The following is a 17,660-nucleotide window of genomic DNA, read 5'->3' as shown; positions in this document are numbered from 1 at the left end:
CCGCTGCGCGCTCGATCGATCCGCCCATCCTCGCAATCCTCTGGCGCCGGTAAAGGTCCGGGCAGGGAACGTTGCGCGATCGTATCGGTTTAGCGCCCCATGAGGGACGATCCTGGCGACGATCTGGTCAGCTATCCATTGACGGGCCGCTTCCTGATGGGCCGCGGCCGGCATCGAATGACGTCCGACGAGTGCCGCGTCCTGGAAGATGCGGCCGGCGAGGTGAAGACCTTCCCGCCCCGCCACCTCCTCGTCCGGCGCGGCGAGCCCGTGGAGCGCAGCATGTTCCTCGTCGAGGGATACGTCAGCCGCTACATGGACGACCGCGAGGGATATCGTCAGATCGTGTCGATCCAGGTTCCCGGCGATTTCGTCGACCTCCACGGCTTTCCCACCGGTCGTCTCGATCATGACGTCGGTACGCTCGGACCGGTCAAGGTCGCTCTCTTCGATCACCAGGTCCTGACCCGGATCACCGAGGACCATCCGCGGCTGACGCGGATGTTGTGGTATTCGACGCTGACCGATGCGGCGATGCACCGCGAGTGGATCTTCCGGATCGGGCGTCTGGGGGCGGAAGGGCGGCTCGCCCACTTCTTCTGCGAGCTGAACGCCCGCATGGAAATGGTCGGACTCGCGCGCGACGGGCGCTTCGGCTTGCCGCTGACCCAGCCCGACCTGGCGGAGGCCTGTGGCCTTACCGGCGTGCACGTCAATCGTACGCTGCGCGTCCTCCGCGAGCAGGAACTGCTGGTGTTTCGTGAAGGGCAGGTGGAGATCCTCGATCAACGCCGTCTCGCGATCGTTGCGGAGTTCGAGCCGGACTATCTCTTTTCAGATTGCAGCGCATGGAAGTGCCCCTGATCGCAGCAGCTTAGCGACGGCACACCCTTTCCAGCCGCGGCTGGCCATGCTCTAACGCGGGATATGCGCGCTTTCCTCCTCGCCGCGGGCGGTATGCTCGTCGCATCGACAGCCCTCGGACAGACGGCCCGTCGCGATCCCTTGCCCCCGACGCGACCGTTCATCGGCACGGGCGGACAGGGTCATACCTTCCCCGGTGCCACGGCACCGTTCGGCATGGTGCAACTCAGCCCCGACACGGATACCGGTTGCGAGATCCGCCAATGCTACGGACACGCCGCCGGCTATCGCTACGAAGACCCGACCATCCAGGGGTTCAGCCACACGCACTTCTCCGGCGCGGGCCATTCCGATCTCGGTGACGTGCTGGTCATGCCCGTCGCGGGCGATGACGTGAAGATGGATCCTGGCGACCCGGCGGTCCGGCATTCCGGGTATCGCTCTGCCTTCGATCACGCCCGCGAGGCTGCCGGCCCCGGCTATTACTCGGTCATGCTGGACGATTACGGCGTGCGCGCCGAACTTACCGCCGGCACCCGCGTCGGCGTGCACCGCTACACCTTTTGGGGAAAGCCCGCGCACCTCGTCATCGATCTGCGCTCGTCGCTGTACAATTATCCCGGCAAGATCCTCTGGTCAGGCCTGCATCTGCGCCGCGACGGCACGCTGACCGGCTTCCGCGAGACGCGCGGCTGGGCGCCGGGGCGCAAGCTCTTCTTCGCGATGCGCTTCTCCGCGCCGCTCGCCGATCACGCCTTCGTCGATCGCGACAGCCGCATACCCTATAGCGGGTTCGCGGGGCCGGGGCGGGGCAGCGACGCGGTCGCGGAAAAGCTCGGGCGGCAGCTGGAGGCGCGGCTCGACTTCGGAAAGCTGCAGTCGCTCGAGGTTCGCGTCGCCTTGTCGGGTGTCGACGAGGCGGGGGCGGTGGCCAATCTGGACGCCGAGCCCGGCGGCTTCGACGCGATCCTCGCCTCGACGCGGGCCGCCTGGACCAAGGCGCTCGGCGCGATCGAGATCGATGCCGACGCGCCGATGCGCACCAGCCTTTACACCGCGCTCTACCACAGTCTGCTCGCCCCCAGCGTCTGGAGCGACGCCGATGGGCGGTATCGCGGTCCGGACGATCAGGTGCACCGCGCCGAGGGCTACACCTTCCGCTCGACCTTCTCGCTGTGGGACACCTTCCGCGCCGAACATCCCCTGCTGACCCTGATCCAGCCGGCGCAGACGTCGACCGACGTCGTCCGCTCGCTGGTCGACAGCCGTCGCTACAGCCCCGACGGCATCCTGCCGGTCTGGCAGTTCGCGGGTCGCGAGACGTGGACGATGATCGGCTATCATGCCGTGCCGGTGATCGCCGACGCCTATCTGAAGGGGATTGGCGGCTTCGACGCCCGCGAGGCGCTCGACGCCATGGTCGCGAGCGCGACCTACGCGCCCTATGGCGGCCTGGGCGAGTATATGAAGCGCGGCTATGTGCCGATCGACAAGGAGCCCGAAGCGGCGTCCAAGACGGTCGAATATGCCTATGACGACTGGACGATCGCCCGGATGGCGCGTGCCATGGGGCGCCTGGACATCGCCGCCACCTTCGATCCGCGCGCCGCCAACTGGCGCAACAGCTTCGATGGCGAAACCGGCTTCCTGCGCGCGCGCAAGAGTGACGGCAGTTTCCGCACGCCGTTCGATCCGACCGCAATCAACTACGGCTCCGACTATACGGAGGGCAATGCCTGGCAATATAGCTGGTTCATGCCGCATGACCAGGGTGGCCTGTTCCGCCTGCTCGGCGGCGACGCGAAGGTCGTGGCCAAGCTCGATGCCATGTTCGACTACGACAATTCGAAGCTGGACTACAGCCATGCGGAAGACATCGCCGGGCTGATCGGCCAGTATATCCACGGCAATGAACCGAGCCACCACGTCGCCTATCTCTACGTGCTCGCCGGTCAGCCGTGGCGGACGCAGGAGCGGCTCGCCCAGATCGTCGCCAGCCAGTACAAGCCGACGCCGGACGGCCTGTCCGGCAACGACGACCTCGGCCAGATGTCGGCCTGGCTCGTCTTTACCGCGCTCGGCTTCTACCCGGTCACGCCGGCTTCCGGACAATATGTCATCGGACGCCCGTTCGTGCGCCGCGCCACGCTGGGGCTGCCCAACGGAAAGCGGTTCGTGATCGTCGCCGACGGGCTGAGCGACGCCAACCGCTATGTCGGCCGCGTCACGCTCGACGGCAAGGCGCTCGAGCGCAGCTACCTGACGCATCAGCAGATCATGGCGGGCGGCGAGCTGCGATTCGCCATGCAGGCAACGCCGAACCGCGCCTGGGCGACCGCCAAGGCGGACCGGCCCTATTCGATGACGCCCTATTGACGAGGCGCATTACCGGCTGCGCTGCGGCACCGATCGGGGCATCGGCCGGGGGCATGGCCACGTCCTGTTCTCATCCTGGTAGCAGGCGCCTCGCGAAGGGGGTGACGCTGCGGCCGGGCGGGCTATGATCCTGCCATGACCGATCGACCCGACCGCCATCATCGTCTGCGCTCGATCCTCGGCGGGTCGGCGGGCAATCTGGTCGAATGGTTCGACTGGTACGTCTATTCCGCCTTCGGCCTCTATTTCGCCCCGCATTTCTTTCCGAAGGGCGATCCGACCGCGCAGCTGCTCAACACCGCGGCGATCTTCGCGGTCGGCTTCGTGATGCGGCCGGTCGGCGCGTGGATCATGGGCATCTACGCCGACCGCTACGGGCGCAAGGCAGGGTTGACGCTGTCGGTGACGCTGATGTGCGCGGGCGCGCTGCTGATCGCGGTGTCGCCCGGCTATGCGACGATCGGCTGGGGCGCACCGGCGCTCCTCGTCGTCGCCCGGCTGATGCAGGGGCTCAGCGTCGGCGGCGAATATGGCGCGAGCGCGGTCTATCTGTCCGAAATGGCTGGCCGGGACCGCCGCGGCTTCTTCTCGTCCTTCCAATATGTCACGCTGATCGCGGGGCAGTTGCTCGCCCTCTTCACCCTTTTGCTGCTGCAGGCGGTGCTCAGCGAGGCGCAACTGGAGGCCTGGGGCTGGCGGCTGCCGTTCGCGCTCGGCGGCCTGCTCGCGATCCTCGTCTTTCGTATCCGCCGCGGCCTCGCGGAAACGCAGTCGTTCGAGAATGCCCGCGACAAGCCCCGGTCGAGCGGCTGGCTGCTGTTCAGCCGTCATCCGCGCGAGGCGGCGACCGTGGTGCTGCTCACCGCCGGCGGCACGCTCGCCTTCTACGCTTATACGACCTACATGCAGAAGTTCCTCGTCAACACGACGGGCTTCGACCGCGAGACCGCGACCTGGATCATGACCGGCGCCCTGGCGCTCTATGCCGCGCTCCAGCCGCTCGCCGGCGCCCTTTCAGACCGGATCGGCCGCCGCCCGCTGATGATCGGCTTCGGCATCGCCGGCATGATCGCGACGGTGCCGATCTTCACATTGCTGGAAACCGTGCGCAGCCCGGTACTCGCCTTCGCGCTGGTGATGGTCGCGCTTCTGATCGTCACCGGCTACACCGCGATCAACGCGGTGGTGAAGGCGGAGCTGTTCCCTGCGCACGTCCGCGCCCTTGGCGTCGCCTTGCCTTATGCGCTCGCGAATACCGCGTTCGGGGGCACGGCAGAATATGTCGCGCTCTGGTTGAAGTGGGCCGGCGCCGAGAACGCCTTCTACTGGTATGTCACGGCGATGATTGCCGTCTCGCTCGTCACCTATTGGCGGATGCGCGACACGCGCGTCGACAGCGCGATCGTGGAGGACTGAGGCTCGGCACCGCCTTACCAGAGGTAATTCACGCCCTAGCCGCGCGGCAGCGCGATCGTCGCGCACAGCCCGCCGCCGTCGCGGTTGGCGAGGCGGATGTCGCCGCCCGCCTGGCGCACGATCGTCCGCGCCAGCGCCAGGCCCAGGCCGATGCCGCCGGTGTCGCGATTGCGCGAGGTCTCCAGCCGCGTGAAGGGGTCGAACACGTCGTCCAGCCGGGCGTCGGGGATGCCGGGGCCGCGATCCGCGACCTCGATCGCCACCTCGCGCGCCGAGACGACCAGCCGCACCTCCGCGCCGCCACCATATTTCACCGCATTCTCGATCAGGTTGCGGATCGCGCGCCGCATCAGCGCGGGTCGCATCCGCATCTTTAGCCGCGCCGCCTCCTCGAAGGCGACATTCTGCCCCAGATCGCGAAAATCCTCGACCACCGCATCGACCAGCGCGGCGAGATCGACCTCGGTCGGGGCCTCGCTTGGCCGCCCGATCCGCGCCAGCGACAATATGTCGTCGAGCGTCCGGTTCATCTCCGCGATCGTGTCCGCCATCCGTGCGCGGTCGGCGTCGTCCTCCACCGATTCGATACGCACGCGCAGCGCGGCGAGCGGCGTACGCAGGTCATGGCCGATCGCGCCCAGCATGCGGTCCTTCTCGTCGAGCATCGCGGTGACGCGGAGCCGTAGGTCGTTGAACGCGGTGATGAGCTGGCGCACGTCCTCCGGACCGCTCGGCGGTACGGCCTCACCCTCGTCGCGCGGGCCGAATCGCTCCGCTGCGCGCGTCAGTTCGCGCAGGGGGCGGGACAGCTGGCGTCCCGCGAGCAGGAGCGGCACCAGCACGAGCAGATAGAGGACCGCCGTCTGCCCGGCCAGCCGCCACACCAGGTCGCGGTCGTCGCTCAACCAGAAGGTGTTGAGCACCAGCCAGTCCTGTCCTGGCCGCTCGACCGCGATGCGCAGCTCGGCGCCGCGCGCGATGAGGCGCTCCGCGCGCTTGAGCGGCATGCGCCGCAGCCAGGGGTTCGCCGGATCAATGCGACCGAGGCCGGTCACGATCCGGCCCGGCCGCAGGCCCGTTTCCGCCAGCGCCTCGCGCAGCGCGACCTCGACCTCGGGCAGCCGCTGCGCGGCAGTGGGTATCGGATTGGCGGCGTAGCGGCGCACCCGCGCGTGCGTCTCGCGGTCGCCGCGCAGTCGTCCGGGCCGCACCGATCGCTCCACCGCGTCGATCAGCCGCGCCACGACAGGCCCGGTCGTCTGCTCCAGGCGCAGCCCCCGCCGCTCGCGCAGCAGCAGGCCGAAGTTGATCGCCTGCGCGATGAACAGGCCGATCGCGACGAGCAGCGCGAGCTGTCCGGCCAGCGTGCGCGGCCGCCACAGGCGCCGCGTCGCGCCGTTCGCCGCGCCGTCCATCGCGCCGCTCACAGCCGCGTGACTTCCGCCGCCAGCGTATAGCCACCGCCCCACACGGTCTTGATGATTTCCGGCGCCTTAGCGTCCGTCTCGATCTTGCGGCGAAGACGGCTGACCTGATTGTCGATCGCGCGGTCGAAGGCCGCTGCCTCGCGCCCCTGCGTCAGGTCGAGCAGCTGGTCGCGCGTCAACACCTGGCGCGGCCGGGTGACGAGCGCGAGCAGCAGATTGTACTCGCCCGTCGACAGGGGCACCGACACGCCCTCGCGATCCACCAGCGTCCGCTCGCCCGTCTTCAGCACCCAGCCGGCGAAGGCATAGGAGCCGCTCTCCGGTGCGTGCTGGCGCGTGCCGCCCGCGGTCAGGCGACGCAGCACCACCTTGACCCGCGTGGCCAGCTCGCGCGGGCTGAATGGCTTCACGACATAATCGTCCGCGCCCATCTCAAGGCCGACGATGCGGTCGGTCTCCTCCGCCTTGGCGGTCAGCAGGATGACGGGCGTATCGCTCGTCGCGGCGATGTGGCGGCACAGCGACAGGCCGTCCTCGCCCGGCATCATGATGTCGAGGATCACGAGATCGATGGCATAGGCCGCCAGCCGGGTGCGGGCGCTTTCGGCGTCCGCCGCCTGCGTGACGCGAAAGCCCTGCCGGGTCAGGTAATGCGCGAGTGGCTCGCGGATCGAGCGCTCGTCGTCGACGAGCAGCAGATGCGGCATGTCTCCCATTCCGTCCGCATTAGTCATCGTGCGCCCTCCCGCAAGCTGGCCGGGCGTCCTGCGGCCGCCCGGTCCGGATCCGTCACTGTGCGTCGGCGGGGGGCGGGGGCGGCGGTGCGTCGCCAACACGCATGCCACGACGCCCGTACGGACGCGCCTGCGTCATCTCGGTCGCGTCGAGCTTGCCGTCGTGATTGGCATCCATGCGATCGAACCGCATGCCGGCCCGCGCGACATAGTCCGCCCGCGCGACCGCGGGACCATCGTCGTTCCCGCCGGCAGCGGGCTGGGGAGGGGTCGGTGGAGCCGGTGGCGCAGGCGGCGGCGCCGCGTTGCCGGTCATCTGCCCCCGCCAGCGGGCGCGCATCGAGGCGCGGAACGCCTGGCGCTCCGCCGCGGAAAGCGAGCCGTCGTGGTTGGCGTCCATCGCGTCGAAGCGGGCGCCGGCCTCGGCGAGCGCCTCGTCGCGCGTCACCACGCCATCGTGATTGGCATCGGCGCGCATCATGGCGCCGCCGGGCGGCGGAGGCGACGATGCCGGGGGCACCGCGGTCTGCGCGGACGCAAGGGTCGCGGCAAAGCCGCTCGCGGCGATCGCCAGCGTGATGAAGGGGATACGCATGCGGATCAGGATCTCCGGCGCAGCGGGCCCATCCCGTCTACGCTCGCGCCTCCTTTGCCATCGTTATGTCCCATGCTTGTGTCGGGCGACTGCGCGAATGTCGCAAATTGTCGCGTCGGCCGCGACCTTGCGCCCGGACGAGGCCTACCCGAACAGCGCGACGCTCTGCATCTGCTCCGCGATACGGCCGCCATCCGGAGACCAGATCGCCATGCGCTGGCTCGACGTACCGGCCCGGGCATGATCGGTGGCGCTTTCCAGCAGCCACCAACCGTCGCGCGGCAGTGTCGGGGTATCGAGGAGGTTGAGCTGCCAGGTCATCGAACTGACCGGCGCGGGACCGCCGATCAGTTTCAGCGCGGCGGGCGGCAGGCAGTCCGCGACGGCGATGAGCTCCACGGCCGGGTCCAGGCCGTCGCGGTCGCGAAGCCGCACCCAGCGCCGCCATTCCGCCGGGCCGGTGCCGGCGACGTCGTCGACCATGTCGAAATTCTGCGAGAAGCGCACGGCGGGGTGACCGTTCTGCGTCGGCGCTCCTGGTTCCGGCACCGCAAAGGGCAGGGGCGCCTCGACGCGGTGATCGACGCGCGACGGCACGGGCGCCATGAACACGAACGTCGCGCGCAGGCCCAGCCCGGCCTCGCCCTCGACATCCGCCTGCACGAAGGCGGCGTTGCGCCCCCGCCTCAGCCGCGTCGCGCGGACGACGACGGTTCCGCTCAACGGGCCGACGAACGCCACCAGCGCAGAACGAAGCGGCGGCAGGTCGACGTCCGAGGCTTGCGCCGCGTGCAGCGCGAGGGCTGCCGACAGGCCGCCGTAGCACGTCCTCCCCTGCAGCCAGGTCTCCGGGATCGTCCCGCGCCACCCGTCCGGCGCAGGCTCCAGCGTGTCGAGGATCGTCTTGAGGCCCGTCATGGCAGGTCGGATTCGCGGTTTTCGAGCATGGCGCGACGCTAGGCGGCTTTGGCCGTCACGACCATACGCAATCGTCGAAAACCAGAATTCGGTTACGTCGGCGATGGCTATGGTAAGCGCGGCGTTAACGATCGCGCTTCATCGCTCGCGAAGGCCTTTCGCCTAGATACGCACCGTATGGACATGACGGCGCATGGGAGGCGCGGGAACGATGGCGAATTTGGGGAAGGTCGCTTTGGGGCTCGTCTCGGCGGCGCTGGCCATGCCGGCACAGGCGACGCCACAGGCGCAGGAGGCCGCGCTGCCCGCGCATAGCGACATCGCCGTCACGCTGGATCAGGACCTCAGTTCCGCGGGCGCGCACGTCGGCCAGCGGTTCGGCGTCACCGTCAGTCGGGATGTCTACGCCGATGGCCGCCTGCTCATCCCGCAGGGTACGCCCGGCGTCGGAGAGGTGGCGGTTCGCTCCGGCAAGGGCGCCTATGGGCGGTCCGGCAAGCTGGAGATCGCGCTGCGATCGGTCGAGGTCGAGGGCCGCTCCATCCCCGTGACGGGGCGCTTCCGCGCGGAAGGGGACGGCGCGACCGCGGCGACGATTGGGGCGGTGGCGTTCGGCGGCATCGTCGCAGGCGCGTTCGTCAAGGGCAAGCACGCGCGCTTCGCAGCGGGGCAGGAATTCCATGCCTTCACGGTCGATCGGGTCGCCATGCGCGGCGTCGCGCCACGCCTGCCGGTCATGGTCGCCGCACCGGTGCGTATCGCCCCCGTCGAGACCGCCGCCTTCGTCCCCGTGGCCGTGCCGCCGACCAGCTATCAGAGCCTGTTGCTCGCGCAGCAGGGCGTGCGCGGCCGCAGCGCGCAGGGCTGGACGATCAGCGACTGATCGCCGGCGACTCCGGCGCTGGCGATGCCGTCGGTACGCGCAGCCAGATGATCGACGCCGCGCTGCCGATCAGCGCGGCGGCGACCATGAACGCGGCGCCGTCGAAACCGTGGGCGGCGCCCCAGCCCAGGCTCTGCGCGGCGATGAGCGGCCCCAGGATCGCCGCGACCGAATTCATCGATCCGATGCCGCCCTGCAGCGCACCCTGCCGCGTTGCGTCGACCATGCGCGACAGCGTCGCGTTCATCGCCGGATAGGCGAAGGCGCCCAGGCAGCCGAGCAGGAAGAACGCATAGACCTGCCATCCCTGCGTCGTGAAGGCATAGGCGATCAGTGTCGCGGTGGCGCTGAACAGGCCGATGACCGCCGCGTTGCGCTCGCCGACCCGCGCGAGCACGCGCCGCGTCAGCCCCACCTGGACGACCACGCTGAGGAAGCCGACCCAGGCGAGGCTCCAGCCGATCGCCGTGGCGTTCCAGCCGAACCGGATCGCCGCCCAGAACGACCAGGTCGCGGGGTAGACGGTATTGCCCAATTGCCACAGGAACCAGGCGACCAGCAGCGGCGTCGCATTGCCGGCGGCGAACAGCGGCTTGAACGCGTCGACGACATGTGCGTCCCGCAGCCGGAACGGCCGGCGGTTCTCCGGTGCGAGCGTCTCGGGAAGGAAGAGCGCCATCGCCACGGCGTTGAGCGCGGCGAGCGCCGCGGCGACGACGAAGGGCGCGCGGGTGCCCCAGCCGGCGGCGATACCGCCCAGCGCCGGGCCGAGGATGAAGCCGACGCCGAATGCCGCGCCCAGCAGGCCGAAGATCGGGCCACGCCGGTCGGCGGGCGTCGTGTCAGCGATCACCGCGCCCGCCGGCCCGAACGTCGCGCCGGCGACGCCCGCGATCGCGCGCCCGACGAACAGCCATGCGAGCGTCGGCGCCGCCGCCATCAGCAGATAATCGAGGCTGAAGGCGACCATCGACGCCATCAACACCGGCCGTCGCCCGAAGCGGTCGCCCAGGTTGCCGAGGATCGGACCGGCGACGAACTGGCCGATCGCGAACACGGCGAGCAGCCAGCCGGACACGCGCGTGGCCTGCGCCAGATCCATCCGGCCAAGATGCGTCACCAGCGCCGGCAGCACGGGCATGACGATGCCCAGCCCGATCACGTCGACGACGACGGCGGCGAGGACGATCGGGATAGCCCGATGCTCGAATCGCATGCTTCTTCCCCTTGCCGCCGGATGGGTCGCCTTGCCGCCCTTCGAGCCGGTGTAGACCGTCGGTGCCCCTCCGCCAATCCACCGGTTCGATGCATTTGCATCGCGCGCGCATCCGTGCGATGCCCGTCCAGCATACCCGATCTTCTGAATCGGGCTGAGGAGAGATGCCGATGGCCACGCTTGCCGCGCCCGACGCCCCCGCCGATCCGCTTGACGCCTTCCGCGCGGAGGCGCGCGCGTGGCTGGCCGCGAACTTCCCTTCCGCGCTGGCGCACAAGGACAATGCGATGTCCGCGGTGGAGGGGCCGGTTGAGGAGACGGACGACCAGCGCCGCTGGCGCGAGGCGATGGGCGCGAAGGGTTGGGGCGTGCCGACCTGGCCGCGCGACTATGGCGGCGGCGGCCTGTCGCGTGCGGAGGCGCGCGTCCTGGCGGAGGAGATGGCACGGATCGGCGCGTGGAACCCGATCGGCGGCATGGGCGTGATGATGTTCGGCCCCACGCTGCTCGAATATGGCAGCGAGGCGCAGAAGCGCGAGCACATTCCCCCGATCGCGCGCGGCGAGATCCGCTGGTGCCAAGGCTATTCCGAACCGGGCGCGGGCTCCGACCTCGCCAACCTGCAGACGTTCGCCGAGGATTGCGGAGACCATTATCGCGTCAACGGCCAGAAGACCTGGACCAGCGGCGGCCAGTGGGCGGACAAGTGCTTCGCGCTCGTCCGCACCGACCGGACGCGCAAGCACGAGGGGATCAGCTTCCTGCTGATCGACATGGACGCGCCGGGCGTCGAGGTGAAGCCGATCCGCCTCATTTCCGGCGCCTCGCCCTTCTGCGAGACGTTTTTCACGGACGTGAAGGTGCCCAAGGAGAATCTCGTCGGCCGCGAGGGGGAGGGCTGGACGATCGGCAAGCGCCTGCTCCAGCACGAACGCTCCAGCCTGTCGGGCGGCGGCTCGACCGGGCGTCTTCTCGCCGGGACACCGCTCGGCGAGATCGCCAAGCGCTACCGCGGCGTCGACGCCGGGGGGCGGCTCGCGGACGCGGATCTGCGCGCGCGGCTGATCCGCCACGACATGGACGTACGCGCCTTCGCCTTGACGCTGCGCCGCGCCGCGCTGGAGGCGAAGGCAAGCCAGGGGCCGTCCGCGACCTCGTCGATCATGAAGAACGTCGGCGCCAGGATCACGCAGGAGCGCGCGGAACTCGCCATCGAGATCATGGGCATGAACGGCCTAGGCTGGGAGGGCGAGGGCTTCAGCGAGGAGGAACTGACCCAGACCCGCACCTGGCTGTGGGGCAAGGCCGTCTCGATCTACGGCGGCTCGACCGAGATCCAGAACAACATCGTCGCCAAGCGCATCCTCGGGATGCTCGACCACCAGTGATCGCCGCGCCGCGGAGAACGGAGCAACAGACATGGCCGTGCTGACCGAAGACCAGACGATGCTGCGCGACATGGCGCAGAGCTGGACCGACAAGGAATCGCCCGTCGCCGCCTTTCGCGCATTGCGCGACGCCGCGCCGCCCGCCGGCTTCGATCCCGCCGTCTGGGCGGAGGTCGGCCAGATGGGCTGGCCCGGTATCGTCGTGCCGGAGGCGGATGGCGGCGCCGGCATGGGGTATCTGTCGCTGGGGCTCGTGCTCGAACAGCTCGGCCGGACGCTGACGGCGACGCCGCTCGCCGCGACCGCCGCCGCTGCGAGCGCGATCGCGATGGGCGAGGATGCCGAGGCCAGGGCGGCATGGCTGCCCCGCATCGCGGCCGGCGAGGCGATTGTCGCGCTCGCGGTCGACGAGGGACCGCTGCACGATCCGGAGGCGCTCGCAACGGTCGTCGCGGACGGGCGGCTGACGGGCACGAAGATGTTCGTCGCCGAGGGGGACGGGGCGCATGCCTTCGTCGTCGCGGCGGCGGACGGCCTCTATCTCGTCGCCGGCGATGCGGCGGTCTCCAGAACGCCGCGCCGCATGGCCGACAGCCGCAGCCACGCCGACGTCCGTTTCGATGCGGCGCCCGCCGTGCGGCTCGGCGACAAGGCGCTGACGGCCGCGATCTGCGACCGGGCCGCCGCGCTCGTCACCGCCGAGATGCTCGGCCTCGCCGGTCAGGCGTTCGACGACACCAACGCCTATCTCAAGACGCGCGTCCAGTTCGGTCAGCCGCTCAGCACCTTCCAGGCGCTGCAGCATCGCATGGCCAAGATGTTCACCGAGCTCGAATTGATGCGCTCGGTGGTCGAGGGCGCGCTGGAGGCGATCGACGCGGGCCGATCCGACGTCGCGCAGTTGGTCAGCCTTGCCAAGGCGGTCGGCGGCGAGACCACGAAGCTCGTCAGCCGCGAAATGGTGCAGCTGCATGGCGGCATCGGCATGACCGACGAGCATCACGCCGGTTTCTACCTGAAGCGCGCCGCCGTGCTCGAGGCGATGTGGGGCAACGCCGCCTGGCACCGCGACCGCTTCGGCCGGCTGGCGGGCTATTGAGGCAGCAGCCGCGCTTCGTGCGCGGCGGCGCGCCGTCGCGCTGACCGCGCCACCGGTCGAGACATGCAGGGGCCGGCTATCGGGCGGCGCATGGAGCGCAAGGGCGGCGCCGGTCCCCCCGGCCGTGCGCCGCCCGGCCTGCGATCAGTGCGCCGCGGCCATCATCTCGCCGGTACGGCCGGGCACGGCGTGGAAGGCGGCGAACTGACGCTGCGCCTCGTCGCTCATCAGGTTCTGCATCATCGTCCAGAAGCCGGTCACCGCTTCCTCCCCCGATGCGGCATAGGCGCGGCTCATGTTCTGGTGCAGGCCCGAAAAGAGGCGGCGCTCCAGCGCATCGCCGGCGGGCGTCAGCCGCAGCAGCCGCTGGCGACGGTCCGTCTCGCCCGTCCGCTGCTCGACCAGCCCGCGTTCGATCAGCGCGCCGAGCACGCGGCCCAGCGACTGCTTGGTCACGCCGAGCAGCGACAGCAGGTCGCCGACCGAGAGGTTCGGTTGCCGCCCGATGAAATAGAGGCAGCGATGATGGGCGCGCCCCAGGCCGAGCGCCGCGAGTTCGGCGTCCGAATGGCGCAGGTGCGACTTATGGGCGAACAGCAACAGGTCCATCCCGCCGCGAATGACGTCGTCGCGCAGGAATTGGGCGGGGGGCGGTTTGATCGTGTCGGACATGCCTCGCGTCTCGTCTCCTAGCAGGAACGACGCCAGCGTCGTCCCATGACGTCATGACGACGCCGAAGGACAACATCCGCACCCTAAACTTATAAAATTTCCGACAGGCGGGAACAAAATCGAAATCTGAGCTACATGCGGCGCCGTCCACGGCCTCAGGCGCCTCCAGCCCGGTCCGGGGCGGGGTCAGTCGATCGCGCGGTCGTCGAACATGCCGAACAGGATCGTCGACGCATAGACGCCGATCGCGCGATCGCGTGGCATCGCCGCGGCCCATTTGCGCATGTCGAACGCCGCATTCTGCAGCGCCATCAACGCCTGTGCGGCGATCAGCGCATCGACCGCGCGCATCGATCCTTCGGCGATGCCGTCCATCATCGTGCCCGCGAAGCGGCGGGCGATACGGTTCGACCGGTCGACCATCGCGCTGCGCACGTCGGCGGGCAGGCCGCTGAGCGCGGTCGTGCGCAGCAAGGGCGCGCGCTCGGCGAACTGCACGTCCAGCAGCGTCGCGATCGTGCTCGACAGGCGCTGCCACTGGCTGCCGCCAGCCGCGTCGGCCAGCCGCTGCGCATCGGAGATCGTGTCGAAGCTGCGGCGGTAGCAGGCGATGACCAGATCGTCCTTGGCATCCAGATGGTGGTAGAAGCTGCCCTTGGTGACGTTCAGCTCCGCCGCGATCCGCTGTACCGACGCGCCGCGATAGCCGAGCTCGTTGATCAGTCGGGTCGCCGCAAGCAGGAAGGCGGCGCGTCCCGGTTCGGTCTCGGCATGCGCCAGGTCGATCGGCGCCGGCGACCAGCGGGCGTCGGGCTGGGCGATGCCGCCCGCGAAAACGTCCATCAGCCGCGCCTCGACCCGGTCGAACTGGTCTGGCTCGTACCGGTCGAGCCACGCCGGCAACCAGAAGATATTCTCCAGCAGCACGTGCGCCCGGGCGCCGAACAGGTCGGTATGCGCGCGGCTCGCTGCCGGCCCCCACAGGGCGCGGGTGCGCCGAAAGACCTCGCGCCAGCGATTGAGCAGGCGCGTGCGGTTTGGCTCTTCCGACGCGCGCAGGTCCGACAGCACCGCCATGGCGCGTTCCTCGCCGCGCTGCACGCGCGCGAGGCGCGCCATGTTGAGCGCCAGGAACCGGCGCACCCGCGCCTGCGGCGATGCTTCGGCGGCCGCGTCGTCCAGCATCGCGAGCAGCAGGTCGAGCGTGTGCTCGAACGCCGCCGCCGCGAGGTCCTCCTTGCGCTTGAAGTAATATGTGACGCTGGTCGTGTTCAGCCCGACGCGGCGCGCCACATCGGCGAAGGTCATGCCCTTCGCGCTCTGTTCGTTGATCGCTTCCGCAGCGGCGGCCAATATGGCGTCGCGCTTCGCACGGAACCGCTTGGTGCCCGTTTCCTCCTCACCGATCCCCACCTGCGTGGGCGCCCCCGCGTCCGTCATCGCGCAACTGTATCAACCGAACTTTCGAAGAAACAGTGTTTTTTGGCTGACGCCGGGACGCCGCGTATTTTCTCGCCCACCAAGCTGGCGGAAGGCTTTACCGAATATGCGGTATGGCATAAACCTGCCCAAACGATAGCGGGACGAGGAGCCTCATGGATTTCACCCTCAACGAGCGCGAGACGTATTTCCGGGATCGGGTACGCGCCTTCATCCAGGCGGAGATCCGGCCCCGGCAGGCGGACTATCACGCGCAGGAGCATGACGGCGACCGCTGGAAGGTAATCCCGGTGATCGAGGAGGTGAAGGCGAAGGCCAAGGCCGCCGGTCTGTGGAACTTCTTCATGCCGCCGCACTCGGGCATGCCGCCGGTCGACGACAGTTTCGCGTTCGAGGGCGAACAACTCACCAACCTCGAATATGCGCTCTGCGCGGAGGAGATGGGGCGGATCGGCTGGGCCTCGGAATGCTTCAACTGCTCGGCTCCCGACACGGGCAACATGGAGGTGCTGCACCGCTATGGCACCCGCGCGCAGAAGGACGCATGGCTGCGCCCGCTGATGCAGGGCGACATCCGCTCCGCCTTCCTGATGACCGAGCCCGCCGTCGCCTCGTCCGACGCGACCAATATCGAGACGCGGATGGTGCGCGACGGCGACCATTACGTCATCTCCGGCACCAAATGGTGGTCGAGCGGCGTCGGCGATCCGCGCTGCAAGGTCGCGATCGTCATGGGCAAGACCGATACGGAGGCGAAGCGGCACCAGCAGCAGAGCATGATCCTGGTGCCGATGGATGCGCCCGGCGTGACGATCGAGCGGATGCTGACCGTCTACGGCTATGACCATGCGCCGCACGGCCATGGTCAGGTCCGGCTCGACAATGTCCGCGTGCCCGTCGAGAACATGCTGCTGGGCGAAGGACGCGGCTTCGAGATCGCGCAGGGCCGGCTCGGCCCGGGGCGCATCCATCACTGCATGCGCACGATCGGCGTGGCCGAAGAGGCGATCGAGGCGATGGCGAAGCGCCTGCTGACCCGCGTCGCCTTCGGCAAGCGGATCGCCGACCATTCGGTCTGGGAGCAGCGGATCGCCCGCGCGCGCATCGATATCGAGATGACCCGGCTGCTCTGCCTCAAGGCCGCGGACATGATGGACAAGGCGGGCAACAAGGCCGCGCAGCTCGAGATCGCGATGATCAAGGTCCAGGCGCCGACGATGGCGCTGCAGATCCTCGACGATGCGATCCAGGCGCATGGCGGCGGCGGCGTCAGCCAGGACTTCAAGCTGGCGCACGACTGGGCTGCGGTGCGCACGCTGCGCTTCGCGGACGGACCGGACGAGGTGCACAACCGTGCCATCGCGCGCCACGAATTCGGGCGCTACGCCGATATCGCGCTGGAAAGGTCCGGCCGGTAGGCGAAGACAGCGTGCCTCACCCCGGGGCGGCCGAGCCGCCCCCTCCCGCCGAAGACGGCAAAAGGGGAGGGTGAGGGGGGAAGCGACCATGCGAAAGGGATCGTCATGAAAGCCGCCGTGCTCCACGAAGCCAGGACGCCGCTCGTCATCGAGGACGTCACGATCGACAAGCCGGGCCCGCACGAGGTGCTGATCCGCACGCACGCGGTCGGGGTTTGCCGATCGGACCTGCATTTCGTCGACGGCACCTATCCGCATCCGCTGCCCACCATTCCCGGCCATGAGGCGGCCGGCGTCGTCGAGGCGGTGGGTGACGAGGTGCGCACGGTGCGGGTCGGTGACCATGTCGTCACCTGTCTCTCGGCCTTTTGCGGCCATTGCGAATTCTGCGTCACCGGCCGCATGTTCCTGTGTGTCGACAGCAGCGTCCGCCGCCCGAAGGGGGCGCCGCCCCGGCTGATGCTCGGCGCCGGCCAGGATGCACGGCCGATCGCGCAGATGCTCAATCTGTCCGCTTATGCCGAGATGATGCTGGTGCACGAACATGCCTGTGTCGCGATCGATCGCGACATGCCGCTCGACCGCGCCGCGCTGATCGGCTGCGCGGTGACGACGGGGGCGGGCGCGGTGTTCAATGTCGCCGACGTGACGCCGGGGGAAACGGTGTGCATCGTCGGCTGCGGCGGCATCGGCCTTGCCGCCGTCAACGCCGCGAAGATCGCGGGCGCCGGCAAGATCATCGCGCTCGACCCCGTCGCGGAAAAGCGCGCGGTCGCCGAGACGCTCGGTGCGACGCACACGATCGACGCGACGAGCGATACCGCGGCGGACGAGGTCGTCGCGATTACGAAGGGCGGCGTCCATCACGCCATCGAGGCCGTCGGCCGCCCGCAATCGGCCGCCACGGCGGTCAAGGTGCTTCGGCGTGGCGGTACCGCGACGATCCTCGGCATGCTGCCGCCGACGGAATCCGTCGGACTGTCGGCGATCGATCTCCTGTCGGGCAAGACGCTGCAGGGCGGCTTCATGGGCTACAACCGGTTCCCCGTCGACATCCCCCGGCTGGTGGATTTCTATCAGCGTGGGCTGCTCGACCTCGATACGATCATCGCCGATCGCCTGCCGCTCGACCGCATCAACCATGCCTTCGACGAACTGCGCCGCGGCGACGCGACCCGCAGCGTCATCGTCTTCGACTGACCCGCCCCGGACCC

At 69.2% G+C, this 17,660-nt stretch carries 15 protein-coding genes; 8 read left to right on the top strand and 7 right to left on the bottom strand.

Going from position 1 to position 17,660, the window contains the following annotated elements:
- Positions 1-99: 99 nt before the first annotated feature.
- From RF701_RS04825 to RF701_RS04815, 3 genes are all read left to right on the top strand, one after another.
- Positions 100-864: a Crp/Fnr family transcriptional regulator gene (locus RF701_RS04825; RefSeq protein WP_287980609.1), complete on the top strand. Its 765-nt coding sequence runs from the start codon at positions 100-102 to the stop codon at positions 862-864.
- Between the two features lie 63 nt (positions 865-927).
- Positions 928-3,240 carry a GH92 family glycosyl hydrolase gene (locus tag RF701_RS04820; RefSeq protein WP_308814251.1) on the top strand — a complete coding sequence of 771 codons (2,313 nt, stop codon included), beginning with the start codon at positions 928-930 and terminating at the stop codon, positions 3,238-3,240.
- A 135-nt stretch (positions 3,241-3,375) separates the two neighbouring features.
- Positions 3,376-4,656 carry an MFS transporter gene (locus tag RF701_RS04815; RefSeq protein WP_308814250.1) on the top strand — a complete coding sequence of 427 codons (1,281 nt, stop codon included), beginning with the start codon at positions 3,376-3,378 and terminating at the stop codon, positions 4,654-4,656.
- 35 nt (positions 4,657-4,691) lie between these two features.
- Here the strand turns inward: RF701_RS04815 and RF701_RS04810 are convergent, their stop codons facing one another.
- The 4 genes from RF701_RS04810 to RF701_RS04795 form a co-directional block, all read right to left on the bottom strand.
- Complete coding sequence (locus tag RF701_RS04810) at positions 4,692-6,071, bottom strand: HAMP domain-containing sensor histidine kinase (RefSeq protein ID WP_308815614.1); 1,380 nt, start codon at positions 6,069-6,071, stop codon at positions 4,692-4,694.
- Positions 6,072-6,079: 8 nt separating this feature from the next.
- Positions 6,080-6,799 carry a response regulator gene (locus tag RF701_RS04805; RefSeq protein WP_203310914.1) on the bottom strand — a complete coding sequence of 240 codons (720 nt, stop codon included), beginning with the start codon at positions 6,797-6,799 and terminating at the stop codon, positions 6,080-6,082.
- A gap of 73 nt (positions 6,800-6,872) precedes the next feature.
- The gene (locus RF701_RS04800; protein WP_308814249.1) at positions 6,873-7,412 is read right to left on the bottom strand and encodes a hypothetical protein; all 540 of its coding nucleotides are present in this window, start codon (positions 7,410-7,412) and stop codon (positions 6,873-6,875) included.
- Between the two features lie 144 nt (positions 7,413-7,556).
- On the bottom strand, positions 7,557-8,330 hold the full coding sequence (locus tag RF701_RS04795) for a thioesterase family protein (RefSeq protein WP_308814248.1): 774 nt from the start codon (positions 8,328-8,330) through the stop codon (positions 7,557-7,559).
- Positions 8,331-8,541: 211 nt separating this feature from the next.
- On the opposite strand from RF701_RS04795, the gene RF701_RS04790 reads away from it, so the two are divergent.
- Positions 8,542-9,213 (top strand): hypothetical protein, encoded by a 672-nt coding sequence (locus RF701_RS04790; protein ID WP_288936099.1) that lies wholly within the window; start codon positions 8,542-8,544, stop codon positions 9,211-9,213.
- Here the strand turns inward: RF701_RS04790 and RF701_RS04785 are convergent.
- Positions 9,203-10,429 (bottom strand): MFS transporter, encoded by a 1,227-nt coding sequence (locus tag RF701_RS04785; RefSeq protein WP_308814247.1) that lies wholly within the window; start codon positions 10,427-10,429, stop codon positions 9,203-9,205. The genes RF701_RS04790 and RF701_RS04785 overlap by 11 nt on opposite strands.
- Before the next feature lie 170 nt (positions 10,430-10,599).
- On the opposite strand from RF701_RS04785, the gene RF701_RS04780 reads away from it, so the two are divergent.
- The gene (locus RF701_RS04780; RefSeq protein ID WP_308814246.1) at positions 10,600-11,817 is read left to right on the top strand and encodes an acyl-CoA dehydrogenase family protein; all 1,218 of its coding nucleotides are present in this window, start codon (positions 10,600-10,602) and stop codon (positions 11,815-11,817) included.
- 31 nt (positions 11,818-11,848) lie between these two features.
- The gene (locus tag RF701_RS04775; RefSeq protein WP_308814245.1) at positions 11,849-12,916 is read left to right on the top strand and encodes an acyl-CoA dehydrogenase family protein; all 1,068 of its coding nucleotides are present in this window, start codon (positions 11,849-11,851) and stop codon (positions 12,914-12,916) included.
- 144 nt (positions 12,917-13,060) lie between these two features.
- Here the strand turns inward: RF701_RS04775 and RF701_RS04770 are convergent, their stop codons facing one another.
- The gene (locus RF701_RS04770) at positions 13,061-13,588 is read right to left on the bottom strand and encodes a MarR family winged helix-turn-helix transcriptional regulator (RefSeq protein ID WP_210358419.1); all 528 of its coding nucleotides are present in this window, start codon (positions 13,586-13,588) and stop codon (positions 13,061-13,063) included.
- Between the two features lie 186 nt (positions 13,589-13,774).
- Positions 13,775-15,028, bottom strand: a complete 1,254-nt coding sequence (locus tag RF701_RS04765; protein ID WP_210358420.1) for a TetR/AcrR family transcriptional regulator — start codon at positions 15,026-15,028, stop codon at positions 13,775-13,777.
- A 155-nt stretch (positions 15,029-15,183) separates the two neighbouring features.
- Here RF701_RS04765 and RF701_RS04760 point away from each other — a divergent pair, with 155 nt between their 5' ends.
- The gene (locus RF701_RS04760; protein WP_308814244.1) at positions 15,184-16,446 is read left to right on the top strand and encodes an acyl-CoA dehydrogenase family protein; all 1,263 of its coding nucleotides are present in this window, start codon (positions 15,184-15,186) and stop codon (positions 16,444-16,446) included.
- A 105-nt stretch (positions 16,447-16,551) separates the two neighbouring features.
- Positions 16,552-17,646 (top strand): Zn-dependent alcohol dehydrogenase, encoded by a 1,095-nt coding sequence (locus RF701_RS04755; RefSeq protein WP_210358421.1) that lies wholly within the window; start codon positions 16,552-16,554, stop codon positions 17,644-17,646.
- Positions 17,647-17,660: the final 14 nt, after the last annotated feature.

This window comes from Sphingomonas sp. GV3 (assembly GCF_031082075.1).
Lineage (GTDB): Bacteria > Pseudomonadota > Alphaproteobacteria > Sphingomonadales > Sphingomonadaceae > Sphingomonas > Sphingomonas beigongshangi.
Note: the sequence above shows the minus strand (reverse complement) of the source record. Positions and strands in the feature narration are given on the sequence as shown.

What these genes read in the sequence shown, in the direction of transcription:
- RF701_RS04825 (WP_287980609.1), top strand. Translation starts at nt 100, where the DNA reads ATGAGGGACGATCCTGGCGACGATCTGGTCAGCTATCCATTGACGGGC.
- RF701_RS04820 (WP_308814251.1), top strand. Translation starts at nt 928, where the DNA reads ATGCGCGCTTTCCTCCTCGCCGCGGGCGGTATGCTCGTCGCATCGACA.
- RF701_RS04815 (WP_308814250.1), top strand. Translation starts at nt 3,376, where the DNA reads ATGACCGATCGACCCGACCGCCATCATCGTCTGCGCTCGATCCTCGGC.
- RF701_RS04810 (WP_308815614.1), bottom strand. Translation starts at nt 6,071, where the DNA reads ATGGACGGCGCGGCGAACGGCGCGACGCGGCGCCTGTGGCGGCCGCGC.
- RF701_RS04805 (WP_203310914.1), bottom strand. Translation starts at nt 6,799, where the DNA reads ATGGGAGACATGCCGCATCTGCTGCTCGTCGACGACGAGCGCTCGATC.
- RF701_RS04800 (WP_308814249.1), bottom strand. Translation starts at nt 7,412, where the DNA reads ATGCGTATCCCCTTCATCACGCTGGCGATCGCCGCGAGCGGCTTTGCC.
- RF701_RS04795 (WP_308814248.1), bottom strand. Translation starts at nt 8,330, where the DNA reads ATGACGGGCCTCAAGACGATCCTCGACACGCTGGAGCCTGCGCCGGAC.
- RF701_RS04790 (WP_288936099.1), top strand. Translation starts at nt 8,542, where the DNA reads ATGGCGAATTTGGGGAAGGTCGCTTTGGGGCTCGTCTCGGCGGCGCTG.
- RF701_RS04785 (WP_308814247.1), bottom strand. Translation starts at nt 10,429, where the DNA reads ATGCGATTCGAGCATCGGGCTATCCCGATCGTCCTCGCCGCCGTCGTC.
- RF701_RS04780 (WP_308814246.1), top strand. Translation starts at nt 10,600, where the DNA reads ATGGCCACGCTTGCCGCGCCCGACGCCCCCGCCGATCCGCTTGACGCC.
- RF701_RS04775 (WP_308814245.1), top strand. Translation starts at nt 11,849, where the DNA reads ATGGCCGTGCTGACCGAAGACCAGACGATGCTGCGCGACATGGCGCAG.
- RF701_RS04770 (WP_210358419.1), bottom strand. Translation starts at nt 13,588, where the DNA reads ATGTCCGACACGATCAAACCGCCCCCCGCCCAATTCCTGCGCGACGAC.
- RF701_RS04765 (WP_210358420.1), bottom strand. Translation starts at nt 15,028, where the DNA reads ATGACGGACGCGGGGGCGCCCACGCAGGTGGGGATCGGTGAGGAGGAA.
- RF701_RS04760 (WP_308814244.1), top strand. Translation starts at nt 15,184, where the DNA reads ATGGATTTCACCCTCAACGAGCGCGAGACGTATTTCCGGGATCGGGTA.
- RF701_RS04755 (WP_210358421.1), top strand. Translation starts at nt 16,552, where the DNA reads ATGAAAGCCGCCGTGCTCCACGAAGCCAGGACGCCGCTCGTCATCGAG.